The 24,402-nt window shown below is 68.4% G+C and carries 17 protein-coding genes and 1 pseudogene; 11 read left to right on the top strand and 7 right to left on the bottom strand.

Annotation, left to right across the window (positions count from 1 at the left end):
* Positions 1-173 precede the first annotated feature (173 nt).
* From AC1D1G_RS15170 to AC1D1G_RS15215, 10 genes and pseudogenes are all read left to right on the top strand, one after another.
* On the top strand, positions 174-2,291 hold the full coding sequence (locus AC1D1G_RS15170) for an oxidoreductase (protein WP_477952695.1): 2,118 nt from the start codon (positions 174-176) through the stop codon (positions 2,289-2,291).
* A gap of 8 nt (positions 2,292-2,299) precedes the next feature.
* Positions 2,300-2,665 carry a cupin domain-containing protein gene (locus tag AC1D1G_RS15175; protein WP_105413473.1) on the top strand — a complete coding sequence of 122 codons (366 nt, stop codon included), beginning with the start codon at positions 2,300-2,302 and terminating at the stop codon, positions 2,663-2,665.
* 35 nt (positions 2,666-2,700) lie between these two features.
* A pseudogene (locus AC1D1G_RS15180) lies at positions 2,701-4,196 on the top strand (aldehyde dehydrogenase).
* 134 nt (positions 4,197-4,330) lie between these two features.
* Positions 4,331-4,894: an N-acetyltransferase family protein gene (locus tag AC1D1G_RS15185; RefSeq protein ID WP_477952696.1), complete on the top strand. Its 564-nt coding sequence runs from the start codon at positions 4,331-4,333 to the stop codon at positions 4,892-4,894.
* 31 nt (positions 4,895-4,925) lie between these two features.
* Positions 4,926-5,912: an isopenicillin N synthase family dioxygenase gene (locus tag AC1D1G_RS15190; RefSeq protein WP_283331179.1), complete on the top strand. Its 987-nt coding sequence runs from the start codon at positions 4,926-4,928 to the stop codon at positions 5,910-5,912.
* Between the two features lie 190 nt (positions 5,913-6,102).
* Positions 6,103-7,482, top strand: coding sequence for a dicarboxylate/amino acid:cation symporter (locus tag AC1D1G_RS15195; protein ID WP_280782081.1), 1,380 nt, complete (start codon positions 6,103-6,105; stop codon positions 7,480-7,482).
* A 44-nt stretch (positions 7,483-7,526) separates the two neighbouring features.
* A complete protein-coding gene (locus AC1D1G_RS15200; RefSeq protein WP_105413468.1) occupies positions 7,527-7,922 on the top strand; it encodes a nitroreductase/quinone reductase family protein in 396 nt (131 codons plus the stop codon).
* A 376-nt stretch (positions 7,923-8,298) separates the two neighbouring features.
* On the top strand, positions 8,299-13,791 hold the full coding sequence (locus AC1D1G_RS15205; protein ID WP_477952697.1) for a glutamate synthase-related protein: 5,493 nt from the start codon (positions 8,299-8,301) through the stop codon (positions 13,789-13,791).
* Positions 13,788-15,557 (top strand): sulfite reductase subunit alpha, encoded by a 1,770-nt coding sequence (locus AC1D1G_RS15210; protein ID WP_477952698.1) that lies wholly within the window; start codon positions 13,788-13,790, stop codon positions 15,555-15,557. The genes AC1D1G_RS15205 and AC1D1G_RS15210 overlap by 4 nt, the downstream gene beginning before the upstream one ends.
* 34 nt (positions 15,558-15,591) lie before the next feature.
* Entirely contained in the window at positions 15,592-16,041 is a 450-nt protein-coding gene (locus AC1D1G_RS15215) for a flavodoxin domain-containing protein (protein ID WP_477952699.1), read from the top strand.
* Positions 16,042-16,045: 4 nt separating this feature from the next.
* Here the strand turns inward: AC1D1G_RS15215 and AC1D1G_RS15220 are convergent, their stop codons facing one another.
* From AC1D1G_RS15220 to AC1D1G_RS15235, 4 genes are all read right to left on the bottom strand, one after another.
* Positions 16,046-16,909 (bottom strand): PaaX family transcriptional regulator, encoded by an 864-nt coding sequence (locus tag AC1D1G_RS15220; protein WP_477952701.1) that lies wholly within the window; start codon positions 16,907-16,909, stop codon positions 16,046-16,048.
* Positions 16,893-18,128 (bottom strand): kynureninase, encoded by a 1,236-nt coding sequence (locus AC1D1G_RS15225; protein WP_477952702.1) that lies wholly within the window; start codon positions 18,126-18,128, stop codon positions 16,893-16,895. Before AC1D1G_RS15225 ends, AC1D1G_RS15220 begins: the two co-directional genes overlap by 17 nt.
* Positions 18,125-18,979: a tryptophan 2,3-dioxygenase gene (locus AC1D1G_RS15230; protein ID WP_477952703.1), complete on the bottom strand. Its 855-nt coding sequence runs from the start codon at positions 18,977-18,979 to the stop codon at positions 18,125-18,127. Before AC1D1G_RS15230 ends, AC1D1G_RS15225 begins: the two co-directional genes overlap by 4 nt.
* A 133-nt stretch (positions 18,980-19,112) precedes the next feature.
* Entirely contained in the window at positions 19,113-19,628 is a 516-nt protein-coding gene (locus tag AC1D1G_RS15235) for a hypothetical protein (RefSeq protein ID WP_280782088.1), read from the bottom strand.
* Positions 19,629-19,778: 150 nt separating this feature from the next.
* Between AC1D1G_RS15235 and AC1D1G_RS15240 the strand changes: the two genes are divergently transcribed.
* Positions 19,779-20,954, top strand: coding sequence for an alpha/beta hydrolase family protein (locus tag AC1D1G_RS15240; protein WP_477952705.1), 1,176 nt, complete (start codon positions 19,779-19,781; stop codon positions 20,952-20,954).
* On the opposite strand, the gene AC1D1G_RS15245 is transcribed toward AC1D1G_RS15240, so the two are convergent.
* The 3 genes from AC1D1G_RS15245 to AC1D1G_RS15255 all read right to left on the bottom strand — a co-directional run.
* A complete protein-coding gene (locus AC1D1G_RS15245) occupies positions 20,863-22,485 on the bottom strand; it encodes a GMC family oxidoreductase (protein WP_477952706.1) in 1,623 nt (540 codons plus the stop codon). The two genes, AC1D1G_RS15240 and AC1D1G_RS15245, sit on opposite strands and share 92 nt — an antisense overlap.
* Positions 22,482-24,050, bottom strand: coding sequence for an APC family permease (locus AC1D1G_RS15250; protein WP_477952708.1), 1,569 nt, complete (start codon positions 24,048-24,050; stop codon positions 22,482-22,484). The genes AC1D1G_RS15245 and AC1D1G_RS15250 overlap by 4 nt, the downstream gene beginning before the upstream one ends.
* Before the next feature lie 57 nt (positions 24,051-24,107).
* Positions 24,108-24,402: aldehyde dehydrogenase family protein (locus AC1D1G_RS15255; protein WP_477952709.1), on the bottom strand; the 295-nt coding region annotated here is incomplete at its 5' end.

A 24,402-nucleotide genomic window follows, 5' to 3' on the forward strand; every position in this document is an offset into this window, starting at 1 on the left:
AATCTGTACAGCACAAAGATCCGGGGTACTGCATCAGTTCTCCAGATGCGGATGCCGGTGGGTTGGCATCTGAATAACTGATGTAGTGGCACGGAAAGATCCTGTTGACTGTTGTGGTCGCGCGGACCGACGATTCTGGCACTGCACGAACCGAACAGCGTGAGGAACCCACCGTGCGTGATCCGCGATACGACATCCTTTTCGAACCGGTCAAGATCGGACCGGTCACCGCCCACAACAGATTCTTCCAAGTCCCGCACTGCAACGGCATGGGCTACCGGGATCCCTCCGGGGAGGCCTACATGCGGCGCGTCAAGGCCGAGGGCGGCTGGGCCGTCGTCTGCACCGAGCAGGTCGAGATCCACCCCACCTCGGACATCGGCCCGTTCATCGAACTGCGCCTGTGGGACGACCAGGACCTGCCCGCCCTGACCCGGATCTCCGAGAAGATTCACGAGGGCGGCTCCCTCGCCGGCATCGAACTCGCCCACAACGGCCTGAACAGCCCCAACCTGATCAGCCGCGAGACCCCGCTCGGCCCGCAGAATCTGCCCGTCGTCTCCTGGAACTACGACCCCGTCCAGGCCAGGGCGATGACCAAGTCGGACATCGCCGACCTCCGGCACTGGCACAAGGAGGCGGTGCGCCGGTCGCTGAAGGCCGAATACGACATCGTCTACGTGTACGCCGGGCACGCGATCGGCGGCCTGCACCACTTCCTGTCCCGCCGCTACAACAACCGGACGGACGAGTACGGCGGCAGCCTGACCAACCGGGTTCGCCTGCTCCGCGAGATCCTCGAGGATTCACGCGAGGTCGCCGACGGGAAGGCCGCCGTGGCGTGCCGCATCTCGGTCGACGAACTCCTCGGCGACGAGGGGATCACCCGCAGCGAGATCGAGGACGTGATCGGCCTGCTCGGCGAGACCCCCGATCTGTGGGACTTCGTGCTGGGCAGCTGGGAGGACGACTCCGTCACGTCGCGGTTCGGTCCCGAGGCGGAGCAGGAACCATACGTACGCGGTCTGAAGCAGCTCACCACGAAACCCGTCGTCGGCGTCGGCCGCTTCACCTCGCCCGACACGATGCTGCATCAGGTCAAGAGCGGAATCCTCGACTTCATCGGGGCGGCCCGCCCCTCGATCGCCGACCCGTACCTTCCCCGCAAGATCGAGGAGGGGAACCTCGAGGACATCCGGGAGTGCATCGGCTGCAACATCTGCGTGTCCGGCGACTTCACCATGTCGCCGATCCGCTGCACCCAGAACCCGACGATGGGCGAGGAGTTCCGGCGCGGCTGGCACCCGGAGCGGATCAAGGTCCGCTCGACCGATTCGAACGTCCTCGTCGTCGGCGCCGGCCCCGCCGGACTCGAGGCGGCCCGCGCGCTCGGGCAACGCGGCTACCACGTCAGCCTCGCCGAGGCGAGCAGGCAACTCGGCGGCCGTGTGACCCGCGAGTCCAGGCTTCCCGGACTGTCCGCGTGGATCCGCGTGGTCGACTACCGCGAACAGCAACTCCGCAAGCTCCCCGACGTCGACGTGTTCATGGAGAGCGAGATGACCGCCGACGACGTCATCGAGAACGACTTCCACCACGTGGTCGTCGCGACGGGCTCGCACTGGCGCCGAGACGGCGTCGGCCGGTGGCACACCCACGCCGTCCCCGTCGACGAGCACGCCGACGTCCTGACCCCCGACGACGTAATGGCGGGGCTCCGCCCCCGGGGCAACAAGGTAGTGCTCTTCGACGACGACCACTACTACCTCGGTGCGGTCGTCGCCGAACTCCTCGCCAAGGAGGGATTCGACGTCACCCTGATCACGCCGGCCGCGCACGTGTCGCAGTGGACGACGAACACCATGGAAGTGGTCCGAATCCGCAAGCGAATCATCAAGGCCGGTGTGCACGTTCAGGTGAACCGCGCCGTCACCGCGGTCACCCCCCAGGGCGTCCGCACCGTGTGCGCGTTCACCGGCGACGAGCAGTTCGTCGACGCGGACAGCGTTGTCCTCGTCACCGCCCGACTCCCACACGACGGGTTGTTCCACGAACTGCACTCCCGCGAATCCGAATGGGCCGGCGCCGACCTGCGCAGTGTCCGCGGCATCGGCGACGCCTGGGCGCCGTCCACCATCGCGGCGGCGGTCTGGTCCGGGCACCGGTACGCCGAGGAACTCGACGAACCACCCGCCCCGGGTCCGGTCGCCTTCCGACGCGAAGTCACCGGACTGTCCATCGAACCCGTCGAGAAATTCTCCGTCCCCCCGCTCGCCAACGCACAGAACTGAGGAACACCATGACCGCAGTGCACCCGATCCCGACCGACGCCCGGAACATCGCGGCGATGACACCCAGCGCCTACGTCACCGCGGACACGCTCCGGGCAGGCGATCCGAAGGAACACGAAATGGTTCACCTGAGCAGCGGCGACGAGAAGTTCACCGTCGGCTCGTGGCGCGCCGAGCCGTATCGCGAGTACATCGAGTCCTACCCGGGCGACGAATACACCCGGGTGCTGGAGGGTTCGGTGACGCTGACAGCGGACGACGGCGTCTCGCACACCTTCGGACCCGGCGACGCGTTCACCCTGACCAAGGGGTGGCGCGGCGAGTACCGCGTCGACGAGCCCCTGCTCAAACAGTTCGCCATCTATGTTCCCTGATCGCACACCACCACTTTCGAGCCCGAGGGATGACGATGCCTGACCCGACCACACTCGACGACTGGACCCGGCTCGCCGCGACGATCACGCCGCACCGGGAGCTCTTCATCGACGGCGCGTTCCGTCCCGCCAAGTCCGACGAGACGTACGACTCGATCAACCCGGCACCGGTGAGCTGCTGGCACGGGTCGCGGCCGCGGACGCCCCGGACGTCGACGCCGCGGTGCGGTCTGCGCGCGAGGCGTTCGACTCGGGCGTCTGGTCGCGGAGCCCGGCGTCCCACCGCAAGCGGGTCCTGCTCCGGCTCGCCGAGCTGATCCTCGAACACCGGCACGAGCTCGCCCTGCTCGACTCCCTCGACATGGGCAAGCTCGTGGTGGAGGCGCTGACCGTCGACGTCCCCTCGGCAGCCGAGCTTTTCAGGTTCTACGCCGAGGCCCTCGACAAGATCGGCGGGGAGATCGCGCCCACCGATCCCGGGAGTCTCGCGCTCGTCTCCCGCGAACCCCTCGGGGTCGTCGGGGCGGTGGTCCCATGGAACTTCCCACTCGACCTCGCGGTGTGGAAGCTGGCGCCGGCCCTCGCAGCGGGCAACAGCGTCGTCCTCAAACCCGCCGAGCAGGCTCCGCTGTCGGTGCTGCGGCTGGCCGAGCTCGCCGCTGAGGCGGGCCTGCCCGACGGCGTCCTGAGTGTCGTCCCCGGGTTCGGCGCCACCGCCGGGGCGGCGCTGGGCCTGCATCCCGACGTCGACGTCCTCGCCTTCACCGGCTCGACCGCGACCGGGAAGCGGTTCCTCCGGTATGCGGCGGACTCGAATCTGAAGCAGGTCTGGCTCGAATGCGGAGGCAAGAGCCCCAACCTGGTGTTCGCGGACGCCGACCTCGACGACGCGGCGGAAAAGGCGGTCTTCGGCGCGTTCTACAACCAGGGCGCGGTGTGCTCGGCCAACTCCCGGTTGCTGGTCGAGGAGTCGGTGGCCGAACAGGTGACCGCGGCCCTCGTCCGCCGGGCGTCGTCGATCCGCCCCGGCAATCCGCTCGATCCCGCCTCCACGCTGGGTGCGATCGTCGACGAGAACCACGCTCGCACCGTCGCGGGGTTCATCGACCGGGCCCGGTCCGAGGGCCGGGTATTGCTGGGCGGCAACAGGACCACCGTCGACGGCCGCGGATCCTTCGTCGAGCCGACGATCTTCGCGGACGTCGCACCCACCGCCGAGGTGGTGACCCGGGAGGTGTTCGGCCCCGTCCTCACCGTCCAGACGTTCACCGACGAGGCCGACGCCGTCCGGATGGGTAACGACAGCGTCTACGGCCTGGCCGCCTCGGTGTGGACCGAGAACCTGAACCGGGCACACCGCGTCTCCGCGGCACTGCGGGCGGGGACCGTCTCCGTCAACACCGTCGACGCCATCAGCGCGCAGACCCCGTTCGGCGGGTTCAAACAGTCCGGGTTCGGCCGCGACCTCTCCCTGCACGCGATGGACAAGTACACCGGGCTGAAGACGACGTGGATCCGGCTGCGGCAGTGAGCGTCACGACACCGGGTTGAGCTCCCGACCTCGCCGGGCGAATGTACCCGTCGGCGCTGCCGAGGCGCCCGAAGGTACATTCGCCCCGAAACGTGGCACCCCACATGGGCACGTCGAGCCGCTAAGCTGGCGCCATGTTTGCCCTCGTCCCTTCGGAACCCGATCCTCGATTACGTTGTGTCACAGCATTTCATGACCACACCTCCACGATTCCGCCGATCACCGTCCGCCGGCTCGATGCGGGCGACTGGGGGTCGGTGCTCCGGATCTATTCGGAGGGCATCGCCGGCGGGCCGGCCACTTTCGACACCGAGACCCCGACACGGTCGGAACTGGACGCGCGCTGGCTGGGCGGGCACCGCTGGGTGGCGGAGGTGGACGGGACGGTCGCCGGATGGGCGGCCCTGTCCCCCGTGTCCTCGCGGCGCTGCTTTCGCGGGGTGGCCGAGAACTCCGTGTACACGGACAGGGAGTTCCGCGGCGCGGGCGTCGGGACCGCGCTGATGCGGCGGCTCATCGACGAGGCGGACTTCTCGGGCATCTGGACGCTCCAGGCCTCGGTGCTGGCCGTGAACACCGGGTCCATCGCGCTGCACCACGCGGTCGGCTACCGGACGGTCGGGGTACGGCGTCGGCTCGCACAGATCGACGGCGTCTGGCACGACAGCGTGCTGCTCGAGCGCCGCCGGGAGACCTGACACCACGACGAAGCGGGCATACCGTGGAGGGATGCTCCCCGTCATCGACCTCGCCGAACTGGACACTCCGGCCGGGCGGGAACGGCTGCGGGAGATCACCCACCACGTGGGGTTCTTCTACCTCGACGGGCACGGCGTCGACCGCGAACTGCTCGACCGCGTGTTCACCGTCGCGAGGGAGTTCTTCGCCCTGCCCGAGGCCTCCAAGCAGTCGATCGCCATGCTGAACAGCCCCCATTTCCGTGGCTACAACCGGGTGGGCGGCGAACTGACCAACGGCGAGACCGACTGGCGGGAACAGATCGACATCGGCCCCGAGCGGCAGCCGATCCCCGGTGCCGCCGGCTACCTGCGACTGCAGGGTCCCAATCAATGGCCCGCGGATCTCCCCGACCTCGAGAAGACGATCGAGGCCCTCGACGCCGCACTCGCCGACGTCGGGATGCGACTGCTGCGGCACTGGGCCGCGTCACTCGACGCCGATCCGGCGATCTTCGACGACGCATTCGCGCACGCCCCCGCCACGCTGATCAAGGTCGTCCGCTATCCGGAACGGCCGAGCGCCGACCACACCGGAGAGCAGGGCGTCGGCGCCCACAAGGATTCCGGCGTGCTGACGATGCTGCTCCTCGAACCCGGGTCGTCGGGACTCCAGGTGGAAACCGAGACCGGCGACTGGATCGACGCGCCTGCCCGCGCCGGCTCGTTCGTGGTGAACATCGGCGAACTGCTCGAGGTCGCGACCGGCGGGTACCTGAAGGCCACCCGGCACCGCGTGCTCACCCCGGCCGGTGCGCCCGAGCGACTGTCCGTGCCGTACTTCCTCAATCCTGCCCTCGACGCCACCGTCCCGACCATCGGGCTGCCGCCGCACCTGGCCGAACGTGCCCGCGGCATCGAACTCGATCCGGCGAATCCGCTCTATCGCACGTACGGCGAGAACGCGTGGAAGAGCCGCACCCGCGCGCACCCCGACGTCTACGCCCGCTGGTATCCGGGCGAGGCCGAACCGGAGTAAACGCGCGCCGCCACCGGGAGTATTGTTCCCGCAGTGTTGTTCCTGACCTCTCGGCGCTACGTCGACCTCCGCCTGCAGGCGAGCGCAATCTGTCCGCGCTCGCGCTGACGCACCTCTCCACTCAGGACTCTCTCTCGCCGTATCCGCCCCACCGGGCGACGTTCCACGGCCCCATGCGAAAGGCACACCCATGCCCAGTCCCGCGCTGTCCACGCGCGCCGAGACCACCTCTCGACGCCGTCTACCCCAGTGGGCCACATCCTTCGGCCCCCAGATCGTCACCGGGCTCGTCGTCGGCGTCATCCTCGGACTCGTCGCCCGCGCCATGCCCGTCGCCGCCGACGGCAACGAGAACTGGCTCGTCGGAACCGTCCACACCATCGGCTCCAGTTACGTGAAACTCCTTACCGTCGCGGTGATCCCGCTGGTGTTCACGGCCATCGTCAGTTCGATCGCCAACCTGCGCGAGGTGGCGAACGCCGCGCGCCTCGCGGTCCAGACACTGCTGTGGTTCGCGATCACCGCGTTCATCGCCGTCGTCATCGGGATCGTCATCGGACTCGTCACCCAGCCCGGATCCCACACGACCGTCACCGGCGCCGGCAAGGAACCGGCCACCACCGGCTCGTGGTGGGCGTTCGTCACGGGCCTCGTGCCCAGCAACTTCCTCGGCCTGAACGCGAAGACCACCCTCACCGAGGGCGCCGCCAGCACGTCGCTGAGTTTCAACGTGCTGCAGTTGCTCGTCGTCGCGGCCGCGATCGGCATCGCCGCACTGAAGGTCGGGGCCAAGGCCGAACCGTTCCTGCAGTTCAACGCGTCACTGCTCGCGATCGTGCAGAAGGTGCTGTGGTGGATCATCCGCCTCGCACCGATCGGGACCGCCGCGCTCATCGCGAACGCCGTCGCCACCTACGGCTGGGACGCCATCGGCTCGCTCGGCTGGTTCACCGCCGCCGTCTACATCGGCCTGGCCATCGTGTTCCTCGTCGTCTACCCCGTCCTGATCCGCGCGCACGGACTGTCGGTGCGCGCCTTCTACTCCGGCGTCTGGCCTGCCACGCAGCTCGGCTTCGTCTCCCGTTCGTCGATCGGCACCCTGCCCCTCACCGAGCGGGTCACCGAACGCAATCTCGGTGTCCCCCGCGAGTACGCGTCGTTCGCGGTGCCGCTCGGGTCGACCACCAAGATGGACGGCTGCGCTGCCATCTATCCCGCGATCGCCGCGATCTTCGTCGCCGAGTTCTACGGTGTGCCTTTGTCGTTCACCGACTACCTGCTGATCATCGTGGTCTCCGTGATCGGATCCGCGGCCACCGCGGGCACCACCGGCGCCACCGTCATGCTGACGCTCACGTTGTCGACGCTGGGACTGCCCCTCGCCGGTGTGGGCCTGCTGCTCGCCGTCGAACCGATCGTCGACATGGGCCGCACCGCGGTCAATGTCACCGGGCAGGCTCTCGTCCCGACGATCGTCGCGAAGCGGGAAGGCATCCTCGACGAAGCCCGCTACAACGCCGAACGGACCGGCGACCCGTTCGAGGACGACGAACCGGTCGCCGCGAAGTAGCGAAATAGTCGACGAGGGCCTTCCGCACGTGGAAGGCTCTCGTCATGGCCGACCTCGACGCGATCAAACGACGGATCGTCATGCAATTCCAGCGGCACGTCGCCAACCCGCTCTCCACGCGACTGTCGAGCCAGACGCTCCTCGAGACCACCGGCCGCGTCAGCGGGCAGCCCCGCGTCACGCCCATCGGCGGCCGGCGCACGGGCACCGAGTTCTGGCTGGTGTCCGAGTTCGGTGAACGGTCGAACTACATCCGCAACATCCGCGCGAACAATGCCGTTCGGCTGCGGATTCACGGCAGGTGGCACGCGGGTACCGCGACGCTGCTTCCCGACGACGACGCCCGCGCCCGGTTGGCGCAGCTTCCCCGGATGAACAGCGTCGCCGTCCGGGCCGTCGGCACCGACCTCCTGACCGTCCGCATCGACCTCACCGACTGAGGTCAGCCCACAAACGCCCACGGAATAGTTACCCGCACCCGCAATAGCGTCCGCATCTGACCAACGTCCGTGCATCTCCGAGCGGGGCCCAGCGTCCTGGCCAGGTGTGATGTTCGCAACTCGTCGTTCGGCTGCACGCTYGGCGCGGATTTGGTACCGCTCGTCGGCTGCGGATCGAGCTACTTGCTCTCGAGACTTAGCCTCGGCTAATCTGCGATTTCGCGCGGACCTGCGATAGCTCCGCACCTCAGACAACGACGTCTGCCTCACCGGCGTATCGGTTCGGGGCCGGTTCTCTGCCGTGATCCTCTCGCCGACGCCACCCGTGCGCCCAGCACGGCCCCATATTCGGCGAGTATCGCGAGGAGACAGTCGGTTGAACACGAGTGCCACCGAGTCCGGCCTGTACGACAGGACGCTCGACAAGAGCAGCTGCGGCGTGGGCTTCATCACCCGCAAGGACGGCATTCAGACCCATGACGTCCTCACCCGGGGCCATCAGGCCCTGTGTGCTGTTCCTCACCGCGGTGGCATGTCTGCGGAGGGTGTCGGCGACGGCGCCGGTGTCTGCGTCGACTTGTCGGTGCCGTTCTTCCGCACGCTGACCGGTCAGGACGACCTCGAGACCGGCCGCTTCGGTGTCGGCAACTTCTTCCTCCCCACCGACGTGGCGTTCCACGGCGACGCGGAGGCCGTCATCGAGCGGGCTCTCGCCGATCAGGGTTTCCACGTGCTGCTCGAGCGTGACGTGCCCGTCGACGCGACCGTGCTCCGGCCCGCCGCCATCCGGCACCAGCTGCCGATCCGGCAGTGGGTGTTCACCGCGCCCGACGCGTGCGCCGACGAGACCGAGTTCGACCGTCGCATCCACGACGCCCTGCTCGCGATCGAGGCCGTCGCGTACACCCAGCCCGATCTGGCCGGGCTGTACCCGCTGTCGCTGAGCGCCCGCACCCAGGTGCTCAAGGGCCGCCTCAACTCGAACGAGGTGATGCCCTACTTCCAGGACCTCGTCGACCCGGCGCACGCCATCCACACCCTGTACTTCCACACCCGGTTCTCGACGAACACCGACCCGCACCCGACGATGGCGCAGCCGTTCCGTCTGATGGCGCACAACGGCGAGCTCAACACGGACAAGAAGAACCGCCTGTCCGAGACGGCGCTCGCTCGTGCCCGCAACCGGGAGATCGTCCGCCCGCACGGCCAGTCCGACAGTTGCCGCCTGGACCAGACGCTGCAGAGCCGGGTGGTGGAGGACGGTCTCGACCTGGTGACCGCGGTGGTGTCGATGATGCCGCCGGCGTGGGAGAACGACTCCACCCTGTCGTCCGAGGTCCGGGCGATGCTCGAGTACTTCTCGCTGTACGAGGAGAAGAACGACGGCCCGGCGGCGCTGATCTTCGGTGACGGCACCGTCGTCGGCGCCCGGCTCGACCGGCTCGGACTGCGTCCGCTGCGCTCGGTGGAGACGGACGAGTACCTGTGCGTCACGTCCGAGGCCGGACAGATCGACTTCGACCCCGAGACGGTCCTGCACCGCGGACGCATCGAGGCCGGCGGAATGCTGTACTTCGACCACCGTGAGGGCCGCTCGTACTCCACCGACGAGGCACTCGAGCTGCTCGCCTCCCGGAACGACTACCCGACGCTCGTCGCGGAGGCTCGCCGGACCATCGAGGCGCTGCCCGAGGTCGAGGCCGAGCCGGGACCGCTGCGGTACAACGGCGACCTCGAGCGCACCCAGCGCTACGTCGCGTACTCGCACAACCAGGAAAGCTTCAAGTTCATGATGGACCCGATGCTCGCGTCGGGTCAGGAGAAGATCTCCGCGATGGGCTACGGCAACGCCATCAACGCGCTCTCCGATCAGGAAGGCGGGGTGGCCAAGTACTTCTCGCAGCGGTTCGCCCAGGTCACAAACCCTTCGCTCGACAGCATCCGCGAGGCCGACGGCATGACGCTGCGCGTCGCGCTGGGCGCCAAGCCGAACAGCGGGGCGCGGTCGGCGCCGCAGATCGTGGTGCCGTCGCCGATCCTCACCCACATGGACATGCTGCGGATCCGCAAGCAGTCCGAGACGCCGGTGCAGCGTTTCCCGATGCTGTACACCCCCGTCCACGGTGACTCCGCCGCCAATGCGGCCGCGCTCGAGGCCGCGGTCGACGGGCTGTGCGACGAGGTGGAGGCGTTCGCCCGCGAGCAGGGCGGCATCGCGATCGTCACCGACCGTCACGTGGCCACCGACCGCGCCGCGCTGCCGATGATCGTGGCGATCTCCGCCGTCAACCAGCGGCTGATCGAGGAGGGCCTGCGCCTACGGGTGTCCGTTGTCGCCGAGAGCGGTCAGATCTCGTCGTCGCACCATGTGGCCGCCGCCCTCGGTTTCGGCGCCGCCGCGATCTACCCGCTCGCCGTCCGTCTGCGCGCCGAGGAGAAGTTCGCCGACGAGGCGGATGTGGCGTTCAAGCGGTTCGCGAAGGCCGCCGAGAAGTCGCTGATGAAGACGATGGGCCGGGTCGGCCTGTGCACCGCCGAAAGCTACATCGGCGGCGAGTTCTTCGAACCCAACTACCTCGACACCGACGACCGGGTGCTGCGCCGCTACTTCGCGAACGTGAAGACGCCGGTGGGTGGTGTCGGGTTCGCCGTCATCGCGCAGGCCGTCGCCGACTGGCACCAGCGCGCCCTGACGGTCACCGGGGAGAAGGACGTCCCGCTGCTCGGTCTGTTCAAGGAGCGCGCGGAAGGCGCCGGTCACTCGTACGGCACGGCGGCCGTACGTGGCTTCGTCGACCTCACCGAGGAGCCCATCTCGTTCGACACGGCGGGCACGCAGGACCACACGGAATCGCTGCGACTGCTGCCGCTGAACCGGCTCAAGGACGCGTTCGGTCTCGACGACGACGCCTACCGCAACGCCGGCTTCCAGAAGCTGACACCCGAGGCGATCGACCGCTTCGAGATCACCCCCGGCTACCGCGCGTTCGCGCGGACGATGGCCGAGGAGCGCACCCGTCGTCCCGCAGCGCTGCGCGACGTGCTGGATCTGCCTGCGGACGTCACGTTCCTCACCACGGCAGCCGAGTTCCGCAAGCAGATGGGCCGCTTCTCCCGCAAGGGCAACAACAGCTTCGCGGTGCGCGGACTCGAATCCGAGGCCCTCGGCGAGGACCGGTTCCGGTTGCGGCTCACCGGCCCCCACGCGGGCGAGGCCCGTGTGCTGGCGGCGCTCGGCGAATCGCTGGCGATGCGGTTCGGCGACGACCTCCTCGAGCACAGCGTGGACGGCGATGCCCTGCTCGTGCGCACGTCCGGTGAGGCGCTGCGATGTCTGTCGCTGCTGCGCACCGCTCCGGCGAGCCTGCCGATCGAGCAGGTGCAGAAGGCCAGCGAGATCACCCCRTTCCTCACGTCCGGCGCCATGAGCCACGGCGCGTTGAACTCCAACGCGCACGAGGCCGTCGCGCACGGCACCAACATGGTCGGCGGCATGTCGAACAGCGGTGAGGGCGGCGAGCACATCTCGCGCTACGGCACCATCCGCGGTYCCCGGATCAAGCAGTTCGCGTCCGGCCGCTTCGGTGTGTGGGCCGGGTATTTGGCCGACCCGATGCTCGAGGAACTCGAGATCAAGATCGCGCAGGGCGCCAAGCCGGGCGAGGGCGGGCAGCTGCCCGCACCCAAGGTGACCGTCGAGATCGCGGCCGCGCGTGGCGGCACCCCCGGTGTCGAACTCGTCTCTCCCCCACCGCATCACGACACGTACTCCATCGAGGACCTCGCGCAGCTGATCCACGACTGCAAGGCGGCGCGGGTCCGCGTCATCGTCAAGCTCGTGTCCTCGGAGGGCATCGGCACCATCGCGGTGGGTGTCGCGAAGGCCGGCGCCGACGTCATCAACGTCGCGGGCAACACCGGCGGCACCGGTGCCGCGGCGGTGACCAGCCTCAAGTACGCCGGCCGTTCGGCGGAGATCGGTGTCGCCGAGGTTCATCAGGCGTTGTGCGCCAACGGGTTGCGGCAGAAGGTGCTGCTCCGGTGCTCAGGGGCGCACCAGACGGCGAGCGACGTCGTGAAGTCGGCGCTGCTCGGCGCCGACAGCTTCGAGTTCGGTACCACCGCGCTGATGATGCTCAAGTGCGTCATGGCCAAGAACTGCAACGTCAAGTGCCCCGCCGGTCTGACCACCAATCCCGAACTGTTCGACGGTGATCCGCGGGCGATGGCGCAGTACCTGCTGAACATCGCGCACGAGACCCGCGAGGTGCTGGCCGAGCTGGGGATGTCCTCGCTGCGCGAGGCCCGGGGCCGCTCCGATCTGCTGCAGCTCCTCGACCACCCGTCGAGCGTCGGCCAGCTCGACCTGCGCGCGATGCTCGCCGTGGTCGAGGAAGTGACCATCGGCGATCCGGTGTACCTGGAGAAGGACTACACCCTCGACGACGGCTGGCTCGTGCAGCTGCGCGCCGCAGTGGTCGAGCAGGGCGAGGCCACGGTCGAGCTCGGCGACGGGGTGCACCTGAGCAACCGCAACAAGAGCGTCGGCGCCCAGCTGGCGGTCGACATCGAGCGGATGCTGAACCACGAGCTCACCGACGTCGAACTGCCCGCGGTGCTCCGCGACGAGCGCGGCCGCGGCTACCTGCGCGACGGCAGCGTCCGGATCGCCACGTCCGGATCCGCGGGCCTGTCGTACGGTGCGTTCTGCAACGACGGCATGACCCTCGTCCACACCGGCACCGCCAACGACGGCGTCGGCAAGGGCGCCAACGGCGGCAGCATCGTCGTGCGCTCGCCCGGTGGCGGCTCCGACCTGCACGGCGGCAACGTGCTGATCGGCAACTTCGCACTGTTCGGCGCCACCGGTGGACGCACGTTCGTCGAGGGTCAGGCGGGCGACCGGTTCGCCGTCCGCAATTCGGGTGCCACCGCGGTGGTCGAGGGCGTCGGCGACTTCGCCTGCGAGTACATGACCAACGGCGCCGTCCTCAACCTCGGCGGCTTCGGCAAGGGCGTCGGCAACGGGATGAGCGGTGGCTTCGTCTACCAATACGACCCCGAGGGCAAGCTGCCCGGCAAGGCCAGCGCGGACTCGATCCTGCTCGGCTCCATCACCGGCGACGACGAGCACGCGGCGCTGCACCGTCAGGCCGTGCACGTGCTGCTCGGGTGGCACCTCGAGGCCACCGGTTCCGCCAAGGCGGCCTGGTTGCTCGAGAACTGGGAGACCGAACAGCACCACTTCGTGTACGGCATGCCGCGCGCGCTGCTGCAGTACCAGGACAGCGACGAGATCCTGAAGGCCAAGCCCCGCAAGGACCTCGCCGACGAACTCGCCGCCGCACTGGTCGCGCACCAGGTGCGCAAGTTCAAGCTGGACTACCGGGACGGTCACGCGGTGCTGGACGGCGCCGTGCCCGGCTACGGCGAGGCCGACACCGAGGCCATGTTCGCGCTGCTGAACAACTACACGGTGCTGAACGCGGCGCAGGAGATGGCGCTGTCCAAGCTGCCGGGTGCCGCGGATCCGTCCGATCCGGCGGTCGACAAGGCCGTCCGCAACCTGCTGCTCACCGAGGACTTCTTCCTCATGCAGCGGTTGCAGCGGTACGCGCGGGAAGCGTTGAAGGACTACAGCGACGAGGACCTGGCCGTGATGGTGGCGGCCAAGCGTCTCGCCGACTACAAGGATGCGCTGCGCCGCCGCAACGTGCGGTCCATCGACGCCCCCGGCACGTACGGCTGGATCCTGCACCAGGACGCCAAGAACGTCGACAAGATCGGCCGGCTGCCCGGTTTCGAGGAGCTGTTCGCGCAGCACGCTCTCCCCGATCTAATCCCCACGAGAGACGTGGTCCCCTCATGAAATTGCCCTACATCCCCCAGGACGCCCCGTTCAGCGAGGACCAGCGCGTGTGGCTCACCGGCTTCCTCGCCGGCATGAGTTCGCGCCTGGTCGTCGGCGGCTCCGACGCGCCTGCTGCGGCGGGCGGTGGGCAGTTGCCCGCCATGCACGTGCTGTATGGCAGCCAGACCGGGAACGCCGAGGGTGTCGCGGAAGACGCTGCGGCCGCGGCCCGTTCGCAGGGCTTCGCGCCGGTGGTGAGCGCGCTCGACGACGTCGACACGGACGCCCTCGCCGCCATGCACCGCGTCCTCGTCGTCACCTCCACCTACGGTGAGGGTGAGATGCCGGACAACGCCGAGCTGTTCTGGCAGGCGCTGGCGGCGGAGACCGCGCCGCGACTGGAGAACACCGACTTCGCCGTCCTCGCGCTCGGCGACACCGGCTACGACGGGTACTGCCAGGCCGGCAAGATGATCGACACCCGGCTCGAGCAGCTCGGTGCCCGCCGCGTCACTCCGCGCGTCGACTGCGACGTCGACTACGAGGACACCGCCGCCGCGTGGGTCGCCGACACCCTCCCCCTGTTCGCGGCCGTCGAGGGCATTCGCGGCGAGTCCCCCGTCGCCGATGTCGCCGAGCCCGAGACGAAGCCGGCCCGGAAGCGGTCGCAGTGGAACCGCAAGAACCCCTACGCGTCCACGCTCTCCGTGAACCGGCGGCTGTCGAGTGACACGTCCGCGAAGGAGATCCGGCACTACGAGTTCGCGCTCGCCGACAGCGGTCTCGAGTACGAGGCCGGTGACGCGCTCGGTGTGATGCCGATAAACGATCCCGCGCTCGTCGACGCCCTGGTGTCCCGGCTGGGCATCCCGGCGGATGCCGCCGTCACCGGTAAGGAGCGGCCGTTCAGCGATCTCCTGCTGCACGGGTACGAGATCTCCACGCCGAGCCACGAATTCATCGACGAGATCGAGAAGCGGGCGGGCGACGAAGAACTGAGCCACGTGCTGCGGCACGGCGACAAGGAAGCCCTCGACGCCTGGTTGTGGGGCAAGGACGTGCTCGACCTGCTGCTCCTCGAACCGTCGGTGACCCTGACCGCGGACGAGTTCGTCGGGCTGCTGAAGCCGTTGCAGCACAGGGCGTATTCCATCTCGTCCAGCCCACTCGCCAACCCCGGCAGCGTGCACCTGACCGTCGCCAGCGTCCGCCACAGCTCGGCCGGACGCGACCGCGGCGGCGTGTGCTCCACGTTCCTCGCCGATCGGATCGCCGAGGGCGGCAGCGGCGGGATCTTCGTGTCGAAGAACAAGTCGTTCCGCGTCCCCGCGAACGACGACGCACCGATGATCATGGTCGGCCCCGGCACCGGCATCGCGCCGTTCCGCGCGTTTCTGCAGGAACGGCAGGCGCGGGGCGCGTCGGGACGCAACTGGCTGTTCTTCGGCGACCAGCACCGAGCGTCGGACTACATCTACGAGGACGAGATCGGCGCGATGAGCGACAGTGGTCTCCTCACCCGACTCGACCTCGCCTTCTCCCGCGACCAGGCGGAGAAGATCTATGTGCAGAACCGGATGGTCGAGAACGGCGCGGAGTTGTTCGCCTGGCTCGAGGACGGCGGCCACTTCTACGTCTGTGGCGACGCCACCCGGATGGCGAAGGACGTCGACCGGGCCCTGCACGAGGTCGTCGCCACCCATGGCACCCTTTCCACCGAGCAGGCCGCCGACTACGTGACCACGCTCAAGAAGGAAAAGCGCTACCTGCGCGACGTGTACTGACCACGTCGGCAGCAACTCACGAGGAGCAAGAACAATGGCAGTGGTGATTCTGTACGGCAGCGAGGGCGGAACCTCCGAACTGGTGGCCGACAACATCGCCGACGTGCTCGGCGACTACGGCGACACGTCCCTGTACGACATGATGGAGTTCGACGCGGGCGACCTCGACCCCGAGAATTTCCACGTCATCGTGTGCTCCACCTACGGTGAGGGCGAGCTGCCCACCGGCGCGGAACCCTTCTTCGAGGGTCTCGAGGAGGACCAACCCGACCTCACCGGTGTGCAGTTCGCGCTGTTCGGCCTCGGCGACAAGGTGTACGAGGAGACCTACAACCGCGGCGGCGAGATCATCGCGGAGAAGCTCGTCTCCCTCGGCGCGGTCCAGGTGGGCGAACACGGCAGGCACGACGGGTCCAGCTCGATCCGCCCGAAGGATCAGGCCGAGGAGTGGGCCAAGAACATCGGCGAGGAATTCCTCGGATAGCACCTCACACGGGTAGCCGCGACTGCACGGTCCGCACCCAGTCGCGGCTCCCGTCGAGGTAGCGGTCCCGCGCCGACGCGAACAGGCGGACGCTGTCGGCGCCGGGCCAGTCCGCGGGCAGCATCCCGGTAGGCAGGCCCGGGTCGATGTACGGGATGATGCGCCATTCGTCGAGCAGCGGGACGAAGCGGACGAACGCGTCGCGCGGCGACACCTCCTCTGCGGCAGACAGCGCGACCCGGTGGCGGTCCAGGAAGTCGCGGTGCCGCCCGGCGATGCCGCCCAGATCCCACCACCGCGTCGCCGCGGCCCCCATCGAATCGGGGACGAACACCGCCGTGGACACGAACGTGGTCACGTACTCGGACAGGCCCAGCGCGGCGACGATGTCCTGGACCTCGCCGGCGAGGTACTCGGGGGCGATCCACAGGCCGGGCGACACGGTTCCGCAGCCGATCCAGCCGAGTCGCCTGCGCAACTGGTGCCGCACCGCCCGTTGCGATTCGGGGATGGTGAACGAGATCAGCCGCCAGGGGTCGGTGTCCGCCATCTGACGGAAGCCGAAGATCCGCGGATCGCCGCGCCTGAACATCGCCTCGGCCTGCTCGGTCACCTCGTACCCGCTCCGCCCGTCGCGGGTCAGCGGCCGTAGCACCCCCTTCTTCTTCAGGCGGGCCACCGCGATGCGCGTCGATTCGGACGGGATACCGACGGCCTGCATCAATTCCACGAAGTCGGCGATCGCCACCCACCCGCCGAGGTCGCGCACGTACGCGCCGAGGACCGTGCGGATCAGCGACGTCGCGCTGCCGGGCCGCGAATCGAAGTCGTCGAGGATCGCGCTCGCCGGTTCAGTCGGTGAGTTCATCACGGATCGCGAGTATCCCGGCGCACACCTCACCGAAGCTGGTACTCAACGGGCTCAGGCCGAGCCGAAGCCCCTGCGGGGCCCGGAAGTCGGGGATGACGCCCTTCGTCCACAGTCGCTCGACGACGGTCTGGAACCGCGGGTGGTCGATGATGACGTGACCACCCCGTTCGGCGGAATCCTCCGGCGACCCGATCTCCGCACCCAGCGGAACCAGAAATTCGCGCACGAGGTCGAGTGCGTACTCGGTGAGCGCGATCGACTTGGCGCGCACGGCGTCCATGCCGACCTCGTCGAGGAGTGCGAGGGTGTCCTGCAGCGCGATCATGCCGAGGACCGACGGCGTTCCGCTGATCACCCGCCGGATGCCGGGCGCCGGGCGGTAGCCCTGCTCCATCGCGAACGGGTTGTCGCGGCCCATCCAGCCCCAGATCGGCTGCACGAAGTCCTGCTGATGGTCGGCACGAACGTAGGCGAACGCCGGTGATCCCGGTCCGCCGTTCAGATACTTGTACGTGCACCCGACCGCCAGATCGACACCCCACGTGTCGAGTTCGAGGGGAACCGAGCCGACGGAGTGACACAGGTCGAGCAGCAGGAGCGCACCGGCGTCGTGTGTCACGCGAGCGGCGCCGGCGGCGTCGACCAGGTACCCGGAGCGGTAGGCGACGTGGCTGAGCACGACGAGCGCGGTGCGTTCGGAGACCACGGACTTCAGGTCGTCGACGGTGACGCCGCCCCGGGTATCGGACTCGATCCACCGGAGCGTGAGCCCGAGTTCTCCCGCGACGGCCTCGAGCACGTACCGGTCCGTCGGAAAGTTGTCGCGGTCCACGACGACCTCGGTGCGGTCCGGCCGCAACGCGAGCGCACCTCGCGCGAGTTTGTACAGCAGGACCGTCGTCGAGTCGCCGATGGTGGTCTGCCCGGCGGCCGCGCCGAGCGCCACCCTCGCGAGTGTGTCACCGATCGTGATCGGCAGGTCGTACCACTCCTCGTCCCACCCGCGGATGAGCCGGCCACCCCACGACTGGGTGACGAAGACGCCTATCCGCTCGGCGCTCGCCTTGGTGGGTCGGCCGAGCGAGTTGCCGTCGAGATAGGCGGGCACCGAGGGGTCGTCGGCGCCGATGAACAGGTCGCGGTACGGGCGCAGCGGGTCCACGGCGTCGAGTTCGGCGGCGCGGGCAGCCGGCACATCGGTCGAGGTGGTCATCATCGTCCGATCTCGGTGCGCACGGCCAGCAGTTCCGGGAAGAACGTCAGGTCCAGCGCCTTCTGCAGGAATCCCACTCCGCTGGACCCTCCCGTTCCGGATTTCATGCCGATGGTCCGCAGCACCGTGCGCATGTGACGGAAGCGCCACAGCTGAAAGTTCTCCTCGAGGTCGACGAACTCCTCGAAGGCCTCGTAGACGGCCCAGTGTTCGTCGTGGTTCTCGTAGACGAACTTGATCAGGGGCAGCAAATCCTCGTTCACTGTGTAGGCGGCGGTCACGTCGCGGTCCAGCGCGGAGGCCGGCACGTCGTACCCGAGCCGCGCCAGACATTGCCAGAACGCGTCGTACAGGCTCGGCTCGGCGAGGAGCCGTTCGAGCAGATCGTGGGCGGCGGGATCGGCGTCGAACACCGCAAGCATTCCGGCGTTCTTGTTGCCGAGCACGAACTCGACGGCGCGGTACTGGTAGGACTGGAACCCGGACGAATTGCCGAGGAACCGGCGGAACTCCGAGTACTCGGTGGGGGTCAGCGTGGCCAGCACCGACCACTGTTCGGTCAGCGTCTTCTGGATGTGCTTGACGCGGGCCACGCACTTGAGCGCCCGGCCGATCTCGTCCTCGTCGAAAGCCGCCCGGGCGGCGAGCGTTTCGTGCAGGACGAGCTTCAACCAGAGTTCGGTGGTCTGGTGCTGGATGATGAACAGCAGTTCGTCGTGATGCTCCGGCCGGCTCACCGGTTTCTGCGCGCTCAGCAGGGTGTCGAGGTCGAGGTACGAGGCGTAGCTCATCCGCTCGCTGAAGTCGGTGACGATGTCTTTCTCGATGGCTCTGGTGTTGGCCTGCACGCCCATGACCGTCCTCACTGCTGGTGTTCGAGTTCCGGGCTCCGCCCTCCATATTACATAATCGTGGCGACCGCTACAGTTGTCGAATACGCGCTTCGTAGCTCGGCGATTGACCAGACGTCACGGCCCCAACCGACGCTTACCGTTCCGCGTCAGCAGGAGCTGTGATCGTGGTGGTGGTCGTCGGTGTGGGTCTCGTCGTCCGCGTCGGTAGCTCTGGTGGCGGCAGCATCCAGGTGGTGGTCGGCTCCGACGAGCGTGTCACCGGGAGCACCTCGAACGACGTCTGCACCACCATGGACGGGGTCGGCAGACACCTCAGACCGGCCACCTGGAAACCGCGACTGCCGCGGTTCGGCACCGCCGCGCGGAAGTCGGCGACGCTGCCGACCTGACGGGTCTCGCCCAGGACACGATCGCCGAACTCCACCGCCCACGGCCCGCCACAGGTCGGAAGACTCGTCGCGTGATATTGAATGCGGTCGCCCGGCTGCCCGCGCGGCGGAGTGAGGACGAGGACCGGCCCGGCGGGATCGAGCATGCGCGTCGCGTCCCTGTCGGGTTCGCTCGACGCACCGCCGCCGGTGTGGAATGCGAGCAGGACAGCAACCGACCCGACGAATACCGTCGTGGCCAACCAGGGCGTCTGCCGCACCGACCTCACCTCGCACCCTCAATTATGCGGCTTCGCCGTCCGTGCGCACCGACTCAGCGCGCATCCGAGAGAAGACCACGCACAGAGCCACCTCACCCAGGACACGAACACCCGTGGCCAGATGTCGTCACGGGTACGTACGGTGACCCGGTGAGCGAACCAGCGCGCAGAGTCGACATCGTCTTCGCCCCCGGCGTGGTGGCGCACCGTGGAACCGCGGAGGAACTCGTGGGCCGGGCGCTGGATGCGCGCGGCCTGACCGGTGGGTTGATGTTCGCCGCGGACACCGCCGGGTTGGAGCGGGCCGTGCGGTCGGCGGCGGGGCGAGGCGAGTTCATCGCCGTGCCCGGTGCCGGGGCCTCCTTCACCGCCCCGGCCGGCGGGGCGATCCGCGTCGATTTCGGGGAGTGCGAGGCCGACCGCTCGCCGGGCACCCGGGTCCACATCCGGGGGCGCGGACTCGACGGACTCCGCTACGCCGTCGACAGTTGGTATCACCACCGCTTCCATCCCGGACGGACCGTCCGCTACGGCGACCACCCCGATCAGCGAGTGGAACTGCGGATCCCGGGCGGCGACGGCCCCTTCCCCGTCGCCGTGCTGATCCACGGCGGATTCTGGCGTCCGCGTTGGGAGTCCGACTTGATGGATGCGTTGGCTGTCGACCTGACGGCCCGCGGGTACGTCACCTGGAATGTCGAGTACCGGCGGGGCACGGAGAACCGATGGGCAGCAATGGCGTCCGATGTCGCCGACGCCGTGCAGGCCGTCGCGACGGTGCCGGAGGCGGACCCGGAGCGGGTCGTGATTCTCGGCCACTCGGCCGGTGCTCAGCTTGCGCTCCGCGCCGCCGCCGACGCCGCGACCGAGGACGCAGCGGTTCGTCCGGCACTGGCCGTCAGCCTCGCCGGGGTGCTGAATCTGCGACTCGCCGGCGAACGCCACCTCGGCGAGGGCGCGGTGGCGGACGCCGTCGGCGGCGACCGGGCCGGCGACCGTGCGACGTACGAACGGTCGTCGCCGATCGAGCGACTGCCGCTGGGCACCGCTCAGCTGGTGGTGTGCGCCGTCGACGACGAGCCGGACATGCTGGAGATGAGCAGGGAATACCACGACGCCGCCGCGACGACCCCCGACGACGCCGTCCGGATCGAGGGGCCCGGCGATCACTTCACCGTCATCGATCCGGAGAGCGAGATCTGGCGAAGGACCGCCGAGGCGATCGACGCCCGGATCAGACCTCGGACAACGCCGACTCCGCCGCCCGCAGCCCGGACCCGGCCCGGCCGCGGAGCAGATCCGCGCACCTCTCGGCCATCGTCATGACCGTGATGTTCGGGTTGACGTGCGGCAGTTTCGGCATCGCCGACGCGTCGACCACCCGCAGTCCTCGAACCCCCTTGACGCGCAGTTCCGGGTCGAGCACCGCCATCGGATCGTCGACGGCGCCCATGCGGGCCGTGCCCGCGGGGTGATACACCGTGTTGTGGGTCTTGTGGATGTAGTCGAGGATTTCGGCGTCCGTCACCGCGTCGGGTCCCGGCGCCAGTTCGCGGGCAATCCACCCGCGTAGCGCCTTCTGCTCGGCGATCTCGCGGGCCAGCTTCACCCCGGACAGCATCACCCGGTCGTCATGGCCCTCGCTGTCGGTGAAGTATCGGGGGTCGACCTTCGCGCGGTCGCGGAAGTCCCGCGACCGCAGCCGGACCGTTCCGCGGGAGCGGCCCTGAGTGACGTTGGGTGTCAGGCAGAATCCGTTGTCGGTGGTCGGGTAACCCCACCGCAGGGTGTTCATGTCGAACGGGACGCTGCCGTAGTGCATCATCAGGTCGGGATGGTTCAGGCCCTCCCGGGTGGTCGCGAACAGGCCGATCTCCCACCACTGCGTCGATTCGGTGACCATCGGCTGGGACGCCTCCCAGAACACGAGGCCCTCGACGTGATCGTCGAGGTTCGATCCGACACCGGGCGAGTCGACGCGCACGGGGATCCCGAACTCCGCGAGATGCTCCGCCGGGCCGATACCCGACAGCATCAGGAGTTTCGGGGTGTCGATGGCCCCGGCCGTCACCACCACCTCCCGTCGCGCCGACACCGTGTCGTAGCCGGTGAGGTCGGGACGCTGGTACCGGACGCCCGTCGCCGTCTGCTGTTCGTCGAACAGGATCTCGCTCACCCAGCAGCCGGTCCGGACCTCCAGGTTGGGCCGGGTCCCGAGGATCGGGTGCAGGTAGGCGTGCGACGACGACATCCGGGTGCCGTCCTCGGACGCGTTGATCTGGAACCATCCGGCACCGTTGAGCACCGTTCCGCCGCGGTTGAATGCGACGGTCGGCAGACCGACCGCGGCGGCGGCGTCGAGAACCGCTCGGCCGCAGGGGTCGTTCGGCGGGACGTCCCGCAGCCGCACGGGCCCGCTGCGGCCGTGCCCATCGCCGGGGGCGTCGTTGCTCTCGAGCCGGCTGACGTACGGGAGGATGTCGCGCGCACCCCAACCCGACGCCCCCATTGCCTCCCAGTCGTCGAGTGCCTCGGCCGGCGGCCAGAATGCGATACACGAGTTGTGGGACGAGCAGCCACCGAGGACCTTGGCCCGGGCGTGCCGCATGAAGCTGTTGCCCTTCTCCTGTGGCTCGACGGGGTAGTCCCAGTCGTACCCGGAGTCGAGCAGATGCATCCATTGGGACAGCTCGAGGATCGCCCGGTCCCCGACGTCGGACGGGCCCGCCTCGAGCAGGCACACCGTTACCGACGGGTCTTCGCTCAGACGTGCTGCGAGTGCGCAGCCCGCGCTGCCACCGCCCGCGATCACGTAGTCGAATTCCCCTGCAGTGCTCTTCGATTCGCCGTCGGTCATCGGGCGAGCTCCTTGTCGTTCGGTTCGGATTCCGGCGCGGTCGTTACCACCGCCGCGCAGTGTGACGTCAACGTTCCGATGTGGTGCCGGCCGGTGGTGAGGTACCACAGCAGGCCGAACCCGAGGATGATGCCGATGTAGACGAAGGCGCCCCAGGTGTTGTACCAAGGTTCGCCGTACACGGCCTCGCGTGGCCACGCGAGGTTGAGGGCCATCCCGATTCCCCAGACGAGTGCGACGATGTTGACGGGCAGTCCCCATCTGCCCATCGTGAAGTAGCCGCCCTCCTGCAGGTCCCGCGGCGGCCACTCACCCCGCAGCCGTTTCTTCAGCATCGGTCCGGTGACCATCAGGTAGGCCAGGTAGATCATGATGATCGCGATCGACGTGAGCACGGTGAAGATGTGCGGTTGACCGATGTTGACCACCAGGATCAGCGCGGCCACCACCCCGATGGTCACCGCAGGCACGACGGGCGTCCGCGTCCGCGGGTGGACGCGGGCGAGCCGCTCACCGAACGGGAGTGCGTTGTCGCGGGCCATGGCGAAGGTCAGCCGGATCGCGGCGGTGTGCACCGCCAGCGAGCAGACCGTCACCGCGATCACGATGCACACCAGGAAGATCGTGCCCAGCGGACCCCACATCACCTGTTCCACGATGTACTGCAGGCTGCCGTCGGACGCGCCGATCTTCGGGTCGTCGAGGTCGGGTGCCGCCATCACGGCGAACACGAGGATCGCGCCGCCGATCACGAACGACGCGAGGATCGCACGGAAGATCGCCTTGGGGGCGGTGCGGCGGGGTTCGACCGTCTCCTCGCCCAGCGAACTCGCGGTGTCGAAGCCGTACATCACGTAGCCCGACGCGAGCGTCGCCACCAGGAACGCGCCGAGGTATCCACCGCTTTCGTCTGCGCCGTACCCGTGGGTGGAGAAGAACACCTGCGGGCCGCGGGTCATGTTGGCGGCGAGGATGATCGCGATCAGCACCGCCGCGATGATCTCGATGAACACCCCTGCGCTGTTGATCATCGCCATCAGACGGACACCGAGCGCGTTGACGACGGTGGTGAAGCCGATCATCACCGTCCCGAGAATGACGGCGTTGGTGGCGAAGTCGTGTTCTCCGGTGCCGTCACCGACGATCTGGAAGCCGCTCCACAGCCGCGGCAGGTTGAGCTGCAGCGCCAGCACAACGGCCGACAGGGTGACGATCGACGCGGTGAGCATCAGCCAGCCCGCGGACCACCCCACTACTCTGCTGCCGAGCGTCTTCGCCCAGTTGTACACGGAGCCGGCGATCGGATACTTGGCGGCCAGCTCCATGAAGCAGAGCGCCACGGCGAGCTGGCCGACGAACACCAGCGGCCACGACCACAGGTAGGCGGGGCCTGCGGTGCCGAATCCGAAGTAGAACAACTGGAAAGTGCCGGTCAGGATGGAGATGTAGCTGACGCCCGCGGCGAAGCTCGCGAACTTGCCGATACTGCGATCGAGGGACTCCTTGTAGCCGAACTCCTCGAGTCCACTGTCGTGATCGCCGGTCGTATTGTCGGTACTGGTCATTCGATCACTTCCTGAGAAGGTGAGTAGGCCTGCTCGCGCGCCCCTGCCGGGAGCACGTCAGGTCGCGGTGAACCAACCCGCGAGAGGCGAGGTCGTGTTGTTCCAGATGTGTTTGACTTCCTGGTATTCGGAGAGCCCGGCCGGTCCGAGTTCGCGCCCGTTGCCGGACTTCTTGAATCCGCCCCATTCCGCCGCCGCGGTGTAGTAGCCGAAGTCGTTGAGCCACACGGTCCCGTGGCGCAGGCGGCGCACCACCCGTTCGCCGCGGGCAGCGTCCGACGTCCGGACTCCGGCGGCGAGGCCGTACTCGGTGTCGTTGCCGAGCCGGACCGCGTCCTCCTCGGTGGTGAAC

The sequence above is a fragment of the Rhodococcus sp. P3_B8 genome (assembly GCF_056402775.1).